This is a genomic window from Rossellomorea aquimaris (assembly GCF_008180865.1).
Taxonomy (GTDB): domain Bacteria; phylum Bacillota; class Bacilli; order Bacillales; family Bacillaceae_B; genus Rossellomorea; species Rossellomorea yichunensis.
In genome coordinates this window covers 1,168,258-1,182,174 of sequence record NZ_VTEX01000001.1, presented here as the reverse complement: position 1 = coordinate 1,182,174, position 13,917 = coordinate 1,168,258, and the positions used below count along the sequence as shown (strand labels likewise).

Annotated in this window: 16 protein-coding genes and 1 riboswitch; of the genes, 14 read left to right on the top strand and 2 right to left on the bottom strand. The window is 40.2% G+C overall.

Going from position 1 to position 13,917, the window contains the following annotated elements; translation table 11 throughout:
• Positions 1-11 precede the first annotated feature (11 nt).
• A complete protein-coding gene (locus FZC88_RS23860) occupies positions 12-170 on the bottom strand; it encodes a hypothetical protein (protein WP_187443511.1) in 159 nt (52 codons plus the stop codon).
• Positions 171-226: 56 nt separating this feature from the next.
• Entirely contained in the window at positions 227-757 is a 531-nt protein-coding gene (msrA, locus tag FZC88_RS05905; protein ID WP_148994012.1) for a peptide-methionine (S)-S-oxide reductase MsrA, read from the bottom strand.
• Between the two features lie 217 nt (positions 758-974).
• Positions 975-1,172: riboswitch (cobalamin riboswitch) on the top strand.
• A gap of 134 nt (positions 1,173-1,306) precedes the next feature.
• Here msrA and FZC88_RS05900 point away from each other — a divergent pair.
• The 14 genes from FZC88_RS05900 to FZC88_RS05835 all read left to right on the top strand — a co-directional run bounded on the left by FZC88_RS05900 (position 1,307) and on the right by FZC88_RS05835 (position 13,917).
• Entirely contained in the window at positions 1,307-2,272 is a 966-nt protein-coding gene (locus FZC88_RS05900) for an ABC transporter substrate-binding protein (RefSeq protein WP_148994011.1), read from the top strand.
• Complete coding sequence (locus FZC88_RS05895; RefSeq protein ID WP_148994010.1) at positions 2,235-3,293, top strand: FecCD family ABC transporter permease; 1,059 nt, start codon at positions 2,235-2,237, stop codon at positions 3,291-3,293. Before FZC88_RS05900 ends, FZC88_RS05895 begins: the two co-directional genes overlap by 38 nt.
• On the top strand, positions 3,290-4,750 hold the full coding sequence (locus tag FZC88_RS05890; protein WP_148994009.1) for an adenosylcobinamide amidohydrolase: 1,461 nt from the start codon (positions 3,290-3,292) through the stop codon (positions 4,748-4,750). The genes FZC88_RS05895 and FZC88_RS05890 overlap by 4 nt, the downstream gene beginning before the upstream one ends.
• Before the next feature lie 43 nt (positions 4,751-4,793).
• The gene (locus FZC88_RS05885; protein WP_187443510.1) at positions 4,794-5,375 is read left to right on the top strand and encodes a bifunctional adenosylcobinamide kinase/adenosylcobinamide-phosphate guanylyltransferase; all 582 of its coding nucleotides are present in this window, start codon (positions 4,794-4,796) and stop codon (positions 5,373-5,375) included.
• Entirely contained in the window at positions 5,362-6,153 is a 792-nt protein-coding gene (locus FZC88_RS05880; RefSeq protein ID WP_187443509.1) for an adenosylcobinamide-GDP ribazoletransferase, read from the top strand. Before FZC88_RS05885 ends, FZC88_RS05880 begins: the two co-directional genes overlap by 14 nt.
• Positions 6,111-6,740 carry a histidine phosphatase family protein gene (locus FZC88_RS05875; RefSeq protein WP_148994006.1) on the top strand — a complete coding sequence of 210 codons (630 nt, stop codon included), beginning with the start codon at positions 6,111-6,113 and terminating at the stop codon, positions 6,738-6,740. The genes FZC88_RS05880 and FZC88_RS05875 overlap by 43 nt, the downstream gene beginning before the upstream one ends.
• Positions 6,692-7,129, top strand: coding sequence for a bifunctional adenosylcobinamide kinase/adenosylcobinamide-phosphate guanylyltransferase (locus FZC88_RS05870; protein ID WP_148968855.1), 438 nt, complete (start codon positions 6,692-6,694; stop codon positions 7,127-7,129). Before FZC88_RS05875 ends, FZC88_RS05870 begins: the two co-directional genes overlap by 49 nt.
• Before the next feature lie 14 nt (positions 7,130-7,143).
• A complete protein-coding gene (locus FZC88_RS05865; protein WP_148994005.1) occupies positions 7,144-7,734 on the top strand; it encodes a cob(I)yrinic acid a,c-diamide adenosyltransferase in 591 nt (196 codons plus the stop codon).
• On the top strand, positions 7,724-8,209 hold the full coding sequence (locus tag FZC88_RS05860; RefSeq protein ID WP_148994004.1) for an ECF transporter S component: 486 nt from the start codon (positions 7,724-7,726) through the stop codon (positions 8,207-8,209). Before FZC88_RS05865 ends, FZC88_RS05860 begins: the two co-directional genes overlap by 11 nt.
• A complete protein-coding gene (locus FZC88_RS05855; RefSeq protein ID WP_148994003.1) occupies positions 8,206-8,925 on the top strand; it encodes an ATP-binding protein in 720 nt (239 codons plus the stop codon). The genes FZC88_RS05860 and FZC88_RS05855 overlap by 4 nt, the downstream gene beginning before the upstream one ends.
• A 167-nt stretch (positions 8,926-9,092) precedes the next feature.
• Positions 9,093-10,046, top strand: a complete 954-nt coding sequence (locus FZC88_RS05850; RefSeq protein WP_148994002.1) for an LCP family protein — start codon at positions 9,093-9,095, stop codon at positions 10,044-10,046.
• A 455-nt stretch (positions 10,047-10,501) separates the two neighbouring features.
• Positions 10,502-11,347 carry a pyrroline-5-carboxylate reductase gene (proC, locus tag FZC88_RS05845; RefSeq protein ID WP_148994001.1) on the top strand — a complete coding sequence of 282 codons (846 nt, stop codon included), beginning with the start codon at positions 10,502-10,504 and terminating at the stop codon, positions 11,345-11,347.
• Positions 11,348-11,465: 118 nt separating this feature from the next.
• Complete coding sequence (gene proB, locus FZC88_RS05840; RefSeq protein ID WP_148994000.1) at positions 11,466-12,581, top strand: glutamate 5-kinase; 1,116 nt, start codon at positions 11,466-11,468, stop codon at positions 12,579-12,581.
• A gap of 73 nt (positions 12,582-12,654) precedes the next feature.
• Complete coding sequence (locus tag FZC88_RS05835; RefSeq protein ID WP_148993999.1) at positions 12,655-13,917, top strand: glutamate-5-semialdehyde dehydrogenase; 1,263 nt, start codon at positions 12,655-12,657, stop codon at positions 13,915-13,917.

Here is a 13,917-nt window from a genome sequence, read left to right as displayed (position 1 = left end):
CTTTTATATTCTTACTGTTTTTCTGAAGGATGATTATCTACTGTATCCGAGTTATTTACATTCTTTTCATCTTCATCAGGATAGGGGTCAAAGAAATTGACGACTTTCCCTGGGCCTTCAAACCCGATAACCTGCTCATTGTCTTCTGTATTTTTCTCATTTTTCTTCATACAAAAACTCCTTCCTGCCATTAGTTTGGCGAAAGGAGTTTTTTTCATCCCACTATTTAGTTCTTCCAATGATTATCTATAAATTCATCGCGACCTGATTTTGCCCGGTCTTGTTTATATTCATCTGGATTTTTCTTGTAGAATTTTTGATGGTATTCTTCTGCCGGATAGAAAGTGGAAGCAGGAAGGATGTTTGTGACGATAGGCTTCTTGAATCGTCCACTGTCTACTATTTCGTTCTTTGTGTTTTCAGCTAATTGTTTTTGGTGTTCATTATGATAAAAAATAGCTGTCCGGTACTGATTGCCGCGGTCATGGAATTGTCCTCCATCATCCGTTGGATCAATCTGAGGCCAGTATAGCTCTAATAATCTTTCATAAGGGAATAAATCAGGATTAAATGTGATTTGAACAGCTTCGTAATGTCCACTATTTCCTGCTTTTATATCTTGATATGTTGGGTTTTCAAGGTGGCCTCCTGAATAACCCGATACGACATCAATAATTCCCGGTAATTCATCAAATGGCTTTACCATGCACCAAAAACAACCACCAGCAAAGGTAGCGATTTCTCTTTTTTCTTTCATTGCTGAACCTCCTGTACCATATGTGCTCCTCTAAAGCAGTAAAGCGATTGCTTGAAACAGATTTTATCACGAAATAATGGAGGGGACAATCTATTAGCTCGAAGTTTGCACCTGGATTGTTTCGAAAAGAGAGATTCCTGCTATTTTCAGCAAAGTTTATCAAATTTCATTCACTAACCATAGAATCTTGTGTATAATTCTGTTGAACGGAATAATTACATACGACATGAGATCAGGTGAAGCGGAAGTGACGATACTTCTTTGCTTCATAATAGGGAAGTTGGTGTAATTCCAACGCGGTCCCGCCACTGTAAATGGAAGTGAGCTGTATGAATGCCACTGTACCAATGGGTATGGGAAGGTGCAGCAAACAATGACCATGAGCCAGGAGACCTGCCTGATTTCTTTCGCACCAAATCTACGCGGATAGAAAGGTGTAATGTGCATGTTTAACGGTTTAAAGCCTTTTATGCATCTTACACAGCATCTCTAGTCCCACTGGAGATGTTTTTTTGTCTGGGAATAAGTTCATCTACAGGAGGAAAACGTATGAAACACACATTCAAAATCATTCTTGCTCTAATAGTATCTCTAGGACTCCTTTCAGCTTGCGGTACTGACAATGAAAATGTTGAAAAGAATAAAGATAGCGGGGAAGTCAGCCAGGGGCAATCTGCTTTTCCTTTGTCAGTAAACGACGCCTTGAATAATAAAGTCACGCTGGATGAGCAACCTAAGCATATTGTTTCATTGATTCCGAGCAACACAGAAATCTTATTCGAGTTAGGGTTGAATAAGGAAATCGTAGGTGTTTCAGATTTTGATAATTATCCAAAAGAAGCGGCGGAGAAAGAAAAAATAGGTGGAATGGAATTTAACGTTGAGAAGATCATCGGTCTGAATCCGGATTTGGTTCTTGCTCATGAGTCCACTGCTGTGTCGGCGGAAGAAGGGTTAGAACAGCTTCGAGGTGCAGGGGTAAAGGTCTATATCGTACGTGATGCCAATAGCTTTGAGGAAGTGTACACCACGATGGAAAACATCGGCACATTGGTAGGCAAGAAAGATGAAGCTGAGTCTGTCATTTCTGAGATGAAAGCGGATCTTGAATCCATTAAGGAAAAAGTCAGTGGTGTATCTGAAAAGAAAAAAGTGTATGTAGAGGTTTCACCTTCCCCTGACATATATTCGACAGGAAAAAATACTTTTATTGATCAAATGCTTTCACTAGTAAATGCCGAAAATGTGATGAGTGATCAGAAGGGATGGGTCCAAGTAAATCAAGAAGCGGTCATCGCTTCAAATCCTGACGTCATCATTACAACCTATGGTTTTTATAGTGAAAATCCTAAAGAACAAGTGATGGGCCGAGAAGGTTGGAAAGATGTAACTGCTGTAAAAAATGAAGATGTCCATGATGTTCATTCAGATCTGGTCACACGTACTGGTCCGAGATTAGTTGAAGGAGTAGAGGAAATTGCAAAGTCAATCTATCCGGAGTTATTTGCAGAATAAAATATGGATAACATACGGGTTGGCTGTAACGTTTTTACTATTCGCAATTCTCGCCGGTATTTCGATTGGAACCGTCTCTGTCCCGCCAAAGGATATTCTGTTCATCGTTGGAGCTAAATGGTTTGGATACCCTTTACCGGAAGAAATTGATCCAATGTTTGCAAATATAGTGTATGCCATAAGATTGCCCAGAGTATTATTGGCATTATTGGTTGGAAGTTCCTTAGCAATTGCAGGAGCTTCCTTTCAAGGACTATTGCGCAACCCGCTTGCTGATCCATATACATTGGGTGTGTCTTCAGGAGCATCGGTCGGTGCTGTTATTACGTTGTTCTTTAATTGGAGCATTCCGTTCATCGGGAAGTTTACGCTTCCCTTTCTCAGTATTCTTTGTTCGATTATAACCGTGTTCCTCGTATTATGGTTTGCACAGAAGGTTGAAAGAACCATGAAGGTAGAAACCATCATATTAACAGGGATCATTTTCAGCTCTTTTTTAGGTTCCCTTATATCCTTAATGATTGCCCTGACGGGAGAGGAATTAAGACAGATCATCGGTTGGCTTCTTGGAAGTGTATCCATGAGAGGGTGGGATTACATTACGATTATATTGCCCTTTTTCTTAATTGGAGTGATCGTTTTGTTTCTCAATGGCAAGGAACTGAATGGCATGAGCTTTGGTGAAGAACAAGCCCATCATATCGGGATATCCGTACAAAAGAGAAAACTCCTCATCTTAATTGCTGGAAGTATCCTCACGGGAGCGGCTGTCGCCGTTTCAGGTACAATTGGATTCGTGGGGCTCGTAATTCCTCATTTTCTAAGAAGGATCGTAGGGCATGACCATAGACACTTACTTCCTTTGTCCATCATTGTTGGGGGAGGCTTTCTCGTATTGGCTGATCTCATTTCAAGAACCATCATTGCACCAACCGAGCTTCCGATTGGAGTGATAACAGCTCTTATTGGTGCCCCGATGTTTGCTTATATTCTCCTGAAGAAAAGAGGGCTTTCATCATGATAGATGTAGACGGTGTTACAGTAGGATATAACGATAAAATAATCGTGGAAGACATGAATTTTCATATAGAGGAAGGAGAATTCTTTGGGATTCTTGGACCTAACGGAAGTGGAAAGACGACGCTGTTAAAAGCCATGACGGGTCTGCTTCCATTAATGGATGGAAGCATAAGGTTAAAAGGAAAAAAACTGCATCATTTCTCTTCAAGGGATCTTGCCACACAGGTAGCGGTACTTCCTCAGATATCGACAGAATCCTTTTCCTATGAGGTGAGGCAGACGGTTATGCTGGGGAGATATGCTCACCAAAAAGGTTTCTTTAAAGGAACGACTGAACGGGATTCTGAAATCGTGGAGAAGGTAATGGATCAAACGGGCATTACTTCCTTTCAGGACCGCTTCCTTCATGAGTTGTCCGGGGGAGAACGGCAGAGGGTATTCCTTGCCCAGGCTCTCGCTCAAGAGCCACAGGTCCTGTTGCTTGATGAACCCACTAATCATCTCGATCTTTCGTATCAGAAGTCATTGTTGGATTTAATTAAAAATCAAACAATACACGAAAAATTAACGGTAATCGCAATCTTTCATGACTTAAACTTAGCAAGTTTATACTGTGATCGCTTACTTCTCTTAGATAATGGAAGAACCAAACTTCTCCATCACCCGGAAGAGGTTCTGAAAGAGAAACATATAGAAGAGGTGTATCATACAAAGGTTCAGAAACAAGCTCATCCTTTAGTTGCAAAACCTCAAATGGTCATTGTTCCTGAGGAGAGTGCGACAGAGAACTTTGTGTTAGATGAAAGCTACCTAAACGTAAGAGAAGAATACATACATTTCTCTGCTCCTTACCCATTAAAATGCATGTCCTCAGGAATTATTGGTGCAGGAATCGGGTGGTACAGGCACTTTATCAATCGTAGGGTCCCTGCAGATTATGACTGTTCAGATTATCAAGAGGACATGAAAGAATTTCTTGTTCATAAAGACCTGGACCCCTCATTTTCTGTAGGCATGATGACGGCGCTTCCTTTAAATAATATGGTTTGCGAATCATTCGAAGTTCAGGGGCATTCCGTATTCGTCGTAGTGACAGCCGGTGTCGGGAATGCGATTGATGTCTCGACAAGTTATCAATATGATATTGATTTAAGGCCAGGCACGATTAATACATGGGTGTTCATAAATGGGAATCTTTCAGATGAAGCATATATAGAAGCCCTTGTAACCTCAACAGAAGCGAAAGTGAGGGCCCTACATGACATGAATGTGAGGGACAGAAGAACTGGTCAACTTGCAACCGGGACACCGACCGACAGTATTCTGATCTCCTCAAGTCAACAAGGAGAGCTGGAACCGTTTGCCGGACCGATTACACCAATAGGGAAGTTGATTGGGCGCGGTGTGTATGAGGTAACAAAAAAAGCCATTGAACGCTATTTGGATCAAACAGAGTAGAATCATTTCAATGAAAAGGTAATTGAGGAGAGGGGGAATCGGCTTGGGAGCCCTATATTTTATTACCGGAGGGGTTAGAAGCGGCAAAAGCTCTTTTGCTGAAAAATGGGCAATTGAGAAGAAGAAGTCAAACGTTCCATTGGTCTATCTTGCTTGTGGAGTAAACACTGACAGGGAGATGGAGCAAAGAATCTTGAAACACCAGCAGGACCGGCAAGCGTCTGCTGTGGAATGGACGACGATTGAATGTCCCAATTCAATTGAAAGGATAATCAACCAAATTCCTCAACACTCCGTTGTACTGTTGGACTGCCTCACGACTCTTTTAACAAATGAGATGTATGATAGTAATGAGGAGAAAAGTCAATATATAGAAGAGAAAATCTATCAATCTATCGTACAGTTGCTAAATAAAGTTGATGTACTGTTCCTGGTTAGCAATGAATTGGTTTCTGACCTTCCAATTGATTCAAAGGATATCCTTACTTTCCAGAAACGGCTTGGTGCATTGCACATAAGAATGGTGAAAAAAGCATGTGTGGCAATTGAAATGACGGTGGGAATCCCAGTTGTGAAAAAGAGGGGTCCGAATGAGGAAGGACGGTTTCCTCATGATCCTATTTAAAAGCTTTCTCCTTAACCTGCAGTTTTTTACGATTCTGCCGATCTGTAAAGAATTTTCAATAGGGAATAGGGAAATGAAGTGGATGGTCCGGACATTTCCACTGTTAGGTTTATTTGTAGGTGTGTTTCTTGTAGGAGGATATGTTTTTCTAAATTCTTTTACGCACATAAGCCCTTTAGGTATATCATTCTTTATTTGGGTATTGCCAATCGTATTAACGGGCGGTATTCATTTAGATGGCTATATGGATGCAAGTGATGCCTTTTTTTCTTATAGAGATAAGGAAAAGCGATTAGAAATAATGAAAGACCCGAGGGTAGGCGCCTTTGGCGTTTTGTCACTGGTGGTATTGCTTTCTTCACGGTTTTTATTTATTTATGAAACCATCCTTCAAACCCATTCCACTATTTTGATAGGTATGATTCTTGTGTCGATTCCCTTTTTAAGTCGAATGGTGATGGGGGCGAGTATAATCCTTATCCCTGCAGCCCAGACGTCTGGAATGGGATATGGTTTCAGAAAGAATGTGACCGGTTATGATCTTATATGGATTGTTTCTGGTTTATTGCTGGGTGGAGTCGGCAGCTTCTTATTAAATTGCTTTAATTTTTATGCTTTATTCAGCCTGGTGACGTTAGCTATATTCTTCTTTGTTTATTCTAGATCCATCAAATGGTTTGGCGGTATGTCCGGTGATACAATCGGGGGCAGTGTAGAGGGAGTGGAGTTGTTTTTATGGATGACTATATGGTTATTGCATGTATTCGCCATGGTTTAACAGAGGAAAATGAGAAAGGGAAATACCTCGGCTGGACCAATTCCAGTTTATCTCGAAAAGGAATCGAATTACTTAAAAGGCGAAATACTTTTTTTGAAGAGTATGAACGATGCTTTTCGAGTGATCTTAATCGCTGTTTAGAAACCGCTCATTTTCTGTTTCCTCATGCTCCATTAATCTCTTCATCCCTTTTAAGAGAGATACACTTTGGAGGCTGGGAAGGTCTAACCTATGAGAGCTTAAAGGATGACAATGCTTATCAAGAATGGTTATTGGACCCATCCATTTCTCCACCAAATGGAGAAGGGATAGAACAATTTGGAAAACGAGTCGATTTAGCCTGGGCACAGATCGTTGCCCAGATAGAAGAGCACAATGGGAAGCGGTACGCCGTTATTACTCATGGTGGAGTCATTCGACATCTATTAACTTCTTTATCTCCTGGACATGTTCACAGAACGTTTTGGGAATGGAAGGTCAACCATGGAGAAGGGTATGAAATGGTATGGAAGACAGAAAATGATTGGAGGAATCAAACATGTACTTCGTTACGGGAGGTTCCTTTAATGGGAAAAGCATATGGGTGAAAACCCATTTTAATCTTAAAGAAACTGATGCAACCTGGATTCCATTATTTAGTGGAGAAAGGATTCATTTGGATGATATCAACTTTTCAAACTCTGTCATCGTAATAGAGGGACTTGAGTATGGAATTCGATCAACCATTTTAAATAATGATTCCGAAGTCAGAAAGTCTTTTACAATTTTGATGCAAACCTTAAAGCAGTGGGAAGAAGAAGACCCTGATCGTAGAGTGATCTGGATAGGTTCAGAGGTCGGGAAAGGAATTGTCCCAATGGAAAAGCTATCCAGGGAATGGCGGGATATGACAGGATGGGTTTATCAAGATCTGGCGAAAATGTCTAAGCAAGTATGGCTGGTTTGGTACGGCCTTGCTACATCGCTAAAAGGATAAAGGAGAGGGTAAGTATGCAGCTTTACACAAGAACTGGTGATAAAGGTCAAACAAGTTTAATCGGTGGAAGAGTAGATAAAGATGATATTCGTGTCGAAGCATATGGTACATTGGATGAAGTGAATTCTTTTGTTGGGCAAGCCGTTTCAGAACTGGATGTCGAGCGTTTTCAGGATGTCCTACAGGATTTAGAGACGATTCAGCATGAACTATTTGATTGTGGCGGTGATCTATCCAACGTTTCTAAGCATAGAAAAATCAAACTTCAAACTCAATCCGTCAAGACGTTGGAGGAGAAGATTGATAGGTTTACGAAGGAAGCGCCTCCACTTGAGAAGTTCATTTTACCAGGAGGTGTGAAAGCTTCATCAAGTATTCACATAGCTAGGACGGTTACAAGAAGAGCAGAGAGAATCATGGTTTCGCTTTCAAAAACGGACGAGGACTTTCCTATTGTGACATTGCAGTATATCAATCGATTATCCGACTACTTTTTTGCCTTAGCACGTGTGATCAATTATCGTTGTAATGTAAAAGATGTTGAATACATTCGCAGCGCAAACGTATTTTCAACAGGTAAAGTTCAGAAAAAAAATGAAAAGTAATCTTAGGACTCTTTTATTACTTTCCTTGTTTATGGCTTTTTCTGCGATCGGTGGAATGGTAAAGATACCTGCTGTAATTGGGACGATTGCTTTAGATAGTATGCCTGCACTATTAATTGCATCCCTTTACAATCGGAGATGGGGTGCAATCGTTGCAGGGGGAGGACACTTACTATCAAGCTTATACGTTGGTTTCCCGTTGGGACCGTTTCATGTTCTCATTGCTATTGAAATGGCCTTCTTTGTATGGATATTTGGATATGTGTTTGCGAAAGGAAAAAGGGTACTTGCAGCCATTCTGTTTTTTATAGGAAACGGTCTACTAGCAGGAATTCCATTTATATTCATCCTTAATCCTTCATTTTACTATGCTATTATTCCTTCATTATTAATAGCCAGTTTCATTAATTTAACGGTAGCACACTTCTTGTATCCTCCTCTGCATTCAAAAGTGAATAGGGGGGAAACCGCATGACCAAGCTTCGAGATGTTATATCCATTTCAATTTCAGATCAGGAAGAGCTGATACTGGCTTCTGATTGCAGCGGAGGGATTGGAAATAAGGAAGAAGATGTAGTCCTTGCGGATCCTGAGACAGTGGGTTATTACTGTTTCCGTGTAGCAGTGATGGAATGTTTGGCCGTGGGGGCAAGGCTCAAAGCTATTCAATTACTGAACTTTACAAGTGAGGCTGTATGGGATCAGTATTGCAGTGGTGTGAAAAAAGGATTAAGTGAAATGAACCTGGATGGTATTCCTATTACAGGGAGCACTGAATCGAATATCAGTCTTAATCAATCGGCCATTGGAGTTACGTGTATTGGCATGAGAAACAAGAAAAGTCCCATTTCCTCTTGTTCAAATCTTGCTTATGCGCTTATCGGAACCCCCTTGGTAGGAAATGAAGTGATAGACCAACATACATTCATCGCTCCATTATCTCTATTTATGAATTGTGTTCATCACTCATCTATCATCGATATAATGCCAGTCGGCTCTAAAGGCGTTCTTCATGAACTTTCTCTCTTATCAGGGAAGCCTTTAAGAAGAGAGAATGTCACTTCAACTCAAGACTTGGACAAATCCAGCGGGCCTTCTACTTCATTCATCATTTCATACAGAAAAGCGGAGGAGCTTGATGTAAAAGACCTTACAAATGATTTCTTCCATTCACTCGATTTGCAGTGGTAGGAACAAATAAATACTTTTATGGATATTTGTGATAAAATATACTTTCAAATGGTATGGAGAAATGTGTTAGTTCATCCAAGATTCTTTGATTGTCAATTTCATTCGAATAGAGTACTATTTCATACTATCATCAGTAATTCATGAATGTCATAAAAGTAGGTGAAGAAATGGATTCACGATTAGATCGCAAGTCTAAAAAGAAAAAACGCGGAAGAAAAGTGATATTGGTATTATTATTACTTATATTTAGTTTACTCGGTTATGCAGGGTTTCAATTTTATAGCGGATATAAAATGGCTGGAGACGATAAGCTTCAAGAAGATTATACATTCAATGGTGTGAAAGATAAGGACGGTAAGGTAAACGTACTGCTATTGGGAGTCGACAGCAGAGGCGAGGAGAAATCCAGGACCGATACGATGATGCTCGCACAGATCGATCCGAAAACAAATGAAACCAAACTCGTTTCCTTTATGAGGGATATATATGTTGAAATACCGGGATACCAAAACTATAAGCTGAATACAGCATTTTATTTAGGTGGACCAGAATTGCTCAGAAAGACCATCAAACACAACTTCGATATTGATATTCAATATTTCATGGTAGTCGACTTCAAAGGATTTGAACAATCCGTTGATGTATTGGCACCTGATGGAATTGAAATGGATGTGGAAAAGGCGATGTCGGAAAACATTGGCGTTTCCCTTCAGCCTGGTGTTCAAAACTTAAATGGGAAAGAATTATTGGGGTATGCAAGGTTCCGTGCTGATGCAGAGGGAGACTTTGGCAGGGTTGAAAGACAACAAAAAGTCATAAATGCTCTTAAAGATGAGGTCCTCTCAATAGGTGGAGTGACAAAGCTTCCTAAAATGGCGGGATCCATTCAACCCTATATTCAGACAAATATGAGTAAGCTTGATCAAATTTCCATCGCTAAAGATATCCTGTTGAGTAATAGCAGTGATATGGATAAGCTCACCATTCCAGTTGAAGGGTCGTATGGTTTTGGCAGCTATAGCGGTGTAGGATCTGTACTTGATATTAATTTTGAAGAAAATATACAAGCTCTGAAAGATTTTCTTAATGGTAAGAGCTCAGACGAAGTTACAACTGAATGAATTTATAAAGCCCGTAAAGCTGAAAAATGCTTAACGGGTTTTTTTTGACGAGTGGGAAGTAGGAATGAATACATCGATAAGAACTGACCTGACAGTATGTGTTGGAAAAATCGACTCTCATTCAAGCAGTAAAGCAAAAGTAAAAATTCTGATTATACGCTCTCTGAGCCAATATATAGCCTTTAGAAGGAATCTGACTAACATAAATGGTAATGATAACGCTTCCACTTCGTATTTCGGCTAATTCCTAACTACTTCCTTTATTGCCCTTGATATCATATACCAGCATGTTACGATTATAAACGTTGTGAACAAACACACGACAACAAAGGTTTTTAGACACATTAACCAGGAAATTTAACAACAAACAATTCTTTCATATTTAATATTAAACTTAAACATTGAATGTACGATTAAAAACCCGAAAAATAATGTAGGAAGAGGAGTGGATATGATTGTTAAAACATAAAACGATTGCTTTTCTAGGTGCAGGAAACATGGCGGAAGCAATGATTTCAGGTACTGTACAAAGCGGAAAGATCCCATCAGAACAAATTATTGTTTCTAATCGAAGCAATCAAGGAAGACTTCAGGAAATGAAAGAGAAATACGATGTAACAGCTTTAACAAAAGATGATCTACCCTTTAATGAGATAGATATTCTTATTCTCGCAATGAAACCGAAGGATATTGATAAAGCATTAGATTCAATTAATCACTTAGTAAGAAACGATACAGTGATTATGTCGGTTCTGGCAGGAATCACTACTTCTCATATGGAAGAGCAATTACCTGCAGGTCAGCCTGTTATCCGAGTTATGCCAAATACGTCAAGTATGTTGAAAGAATCTGCTACAGCCATAAGTGCAGGTCGCTTTACTTCAAGAGAAGATATGGAAAATGCAAAAGCGTTATTATCGAGCATTGGTGAAGTGTTCGTGATTGAAGAAGGTCAGATGGATATTTTCACGGGCATTGCAGGCAGTGGCCCGGCATACTTTTACTATTTAATGGAACACATTGAAAAGACAGGTGCCGAAGCCGGATTAGATCCTGAATTAGCACGTAAAATCGGAGCTCAAACCATTTTCGGTGCAGCCAAAATGATGCTTGAGCGTGAAGAATCACCAACTCAACTTAGAGAGAATGTAACATCCCCAAATGGTACTACAGCTGCAGGACTGGATGCACTAGCAGAGTTCGGCGGAGGTAAGGCTATCTCAGAAGCTGTCAAGGGAGCAGAAAAACGATCGAAAGAAATAAGCTCATCCTTACAGTCCAAACAATTAGTAACTAGCTAAACAAACATCGAATCCTAAACACCCCAAATAACTAATACCAACCAAACAAGAAATACAAGTCCGTCCCTACACACATAAAGAGGGGCGTGGGACGGACCTTTTTACTAGGAGTGATTGAATGTCCCAAAATAATCAGAAGAAACGTATCGTAATCAAGATTGGAAGTAGTTCATTAACAAGCCTGCATGGAGAAATGAGTCGTAGAAAACTGGAACGCCTTGTAGATGAAGTTGTCCGTTTAAAGGATGATGGCCATGAAGTATTGCTTGTTTCATCAGGTGCCGTCGCTGCCGGTTATCGTAAACTAGGATGTTTAACACGTCCTAGCTCTCTTCCGGAGAAGCAGGCAGCAGCAGCTATTGGTCAAGGACTATTGATTGAAGCGTATTCCGATCTGTTAATTTCCAACGGATACGTGGCTTCTCAAATTCTGATCACTCGTAGTGATTTTTCTGATGAAGACCGATATAACAATGCAAGAAATACAATCAATGTCCTGCTTGAAAGAGGGATCATCCCAATTGTCAATGAAAATGATACAGTAACGGTTGATCGACTGAAATTTGGAGACAATGATACCCTGTCTGCCAAAGTTGCGGCATTAGTGGATGCTGATCAACTCATCATTCTATCTGATATTGACGGACTGTATGATTCTGATCCACGTAAAAATCCAGATGCTGAACTGCTAGAAAGCGTAACGGAAATTACTGAAGATATCGAAGACATGGCAGGAGAGCCTGGAAGTTCTGTAGGAACTGGTGGAATGAGATCGAAAATCGATGCATTTAAGATCACAATGGCTTCTGGAATTCCTGCGTTTCTAGGTAAATCAGGAAACTCAGATGTTATTTACGATGCTGTCCAACATACAGCAAAAGGGACGTACTTTGAAACGGCAGAAGATTCCGTAAACCTTGATTCCAAAAAGCAATGGATTGCGTTCAACTCAGGTCCCGAAGGTGAAATCACCATCGATTCAGATGCGAAAGACCGTATTCTGGAACAAAAAGAAAGCTTAACAATTGATGATATTTATACTGTAAAAGGCCGATTTAATAAAGGTGCAGTGGTGCGAATCCTTGATAATCGAAATGAAGAAATTGGTTTGGGAATGGTCAATTTCCGTTCAGGACAACTGAAAAATCCTACAGACATCAAAGCTGATCAAATCGCAGTCGAAATTGACCAACTAGTATGTCATGTTGATTTACCCATCCCAGTAGGAGTATAAAAGAAGGAGTTTGTCTCATTCTTCCCCTGCACAATCCGGTAGAATTCTTTTTCAAAAAAACAGGAGGTATTTGATGACTTTAACTATAGAAAAAACTGATGTAAAAAAACAAGCTATGCTAGCAAAGAAAGCTTCTAAAACACTGAGTATGCTGACTACCGACCAAAAAAATAAAGCCCTTCATATACTTGCCGATCATTTAGAGGCGAATTACGAATCTATACTAAAGCAAAATGAAAAAGACCTTGAAAGAGGGAAAGAAAAGGGCTTCGAAGCTGCATTTATGGATCGTTTATCACTTTCAAAAGAACGTGTTGAAGATTTCGCAAGTGGTCTCCGTCAAGTAGCTGACCTGGAAGATCCCACTGGACAAATAGTATCCGATTGGACTCTTGAAAATCAACTGCAAGTTCAAAAAGTAACAGTCCCTCTTGGGGTAATTGGAATGATTTATGAAGCACGTCCAAATGTAACGGTTGATGCAACCGGATTAGCACTAAAATCCGGTAATGCCATTGTCCTGAAAGGTGGTTCAAATGCCATTACCTCGAACAAAGCAATTGTGGATGTCATGCATGAAGCACTTGAGAAAACGGATATTCCTAAGGATGCAGTACAATTCATTAATACAACCGATCGAGAAGCAACGGGTGAGCTATTTACGATGAAAGAGTATATTGATGTGCTGATTCCCCGCGGTGGAGGTGCATTAATCAATGCTGTCGTTAATAATGCAACTGTACCTGTCCTTGAGACTGGAGTAGGAAACTGCCATATCTATATTGACAAAGAAGCTCAAGTGGAAAAAGCATTAAACATAATCATCAATACAAAAACAGACCGTCCAGCGGTATGTAATGCAGCTGAAACCGTCATCTTGCATGAAGACTGGTTTAAAGAAAATAAGAGTGCATTTGTAGAAAAGCTTAAGGAGCACAATGTATCCATTCACGGAGATGAAAAAGTTGTCGAAGCGATTGAAGATGCGAAACCTGCCGGAGAAGAAGATTGGGCAAATGAATATTTAAGTCTGGATATTGCCGTGAAAATTGTACCTTCTTTGGATGAAGCAGTCGATCACATCGAACAATATGGTACAAAGCATTCAGAAGCGATTGTCACGGAAAACACAGAAACAGCGAAGAAATTCATGATGCTCGTTGATGCTGCCGCCCTCTATCATAATGCTTCCACTCGTTTCACTGATGGAGGTGCGTTGGGATTCGGTGCTGAAATTGGAATCTCTACACAGAAACTTCATGCCAGAGGACCAATGGGGCTCCCAGCGTTAACAACCGTTAAGTATATGATGCATGGAACTGGACAAATCCGATAA

Coding starts and splice junctions, on each gene's coding strand:
- FZC88_RS23860 (WP_187443511.1), bottom strand. CDS start 170: ATGAAGAAAAATGAGAAAAATACAGAAGACAATGAGCAGGTTATCGGG.
- msrA (WP_148994012.1), bottom strand. CDS start 757: ATGAAAGAAAAAAGAGAAATCGCTACCTTTGCTGGTGGTTGTTTTTGG.
- FZC88_RS05900 (WP_148994011.1), top strand. CDS start 1,307: ATGAAACACACATTCAAAATCATTCTTGCTCTAATAGTATCTCTAGGA.
- FZC88_RS05890 (WP_148994009.1), top strand. CDS start 3,290: ATGATAGATGTAGACGGTGTTACAGTAGGATATAACGATAAAATAATC.
- FZC88_RS05880 (WP_187443509.1), top strand. CDS start 5,362: ATGATCCTATTTAAAAGCTTTCTCCTTAACCTGCAGTTTTTTACGATT.
- FZC88_RS05875 (WP_148994006.1), top strand. CDS start 6,111: ATGGATGACTATATGGTTATTGCATGTATTCGCCATGGTTTAACAGAG.
- FZC88_RS05870 (WP_148968855.1), top strand. CDS start 6,692: ATGTACTTCGTTACGGGAGGTTCCTTTAATGGGAAAAGCATATGGGTG.
- FZC88_RS05865 (WP_148994005.1), top strand. CDS start 7,144: ATGCAGCTTTACACAAGAACTGGTGATAAAGGTCAAACAAGTTTAATC.
- FZC88_RS05860 (WP_148994004.1), top strand. CDS start 7,724: ATGAAAAGTAATCTTAGGACTCTTTTATTACTTTCCTTGTTTATGGCT.
- FZC88_RS05855 (WP_148994003.1), top strand. CDS start 8,206: ATGACCAAGCTTCGAGATGTTATATCCATTTCAATTTCAGATCAGGAA.
- FZC88_RS05850 (WP_148994002.1), top strand. CDS start 9,093: ATGGATTCACGATTAGATCGCAAGTCTAAAAAGAAAAAACGCGGAAGA.
- proB (WP_148994000.1), top strand. CDS start 11,466: ATGTCCCAAAATAATCAGAAGAAACGTATCGTAATCAAGATTGGAAGT.
- FZC88_RS05835 (WP_148993999.1), top strand. CDS start 12,655: ATGACTTTAACTATAGAAAAAACTGATGTAAAAAAACAAGCTATGCTA.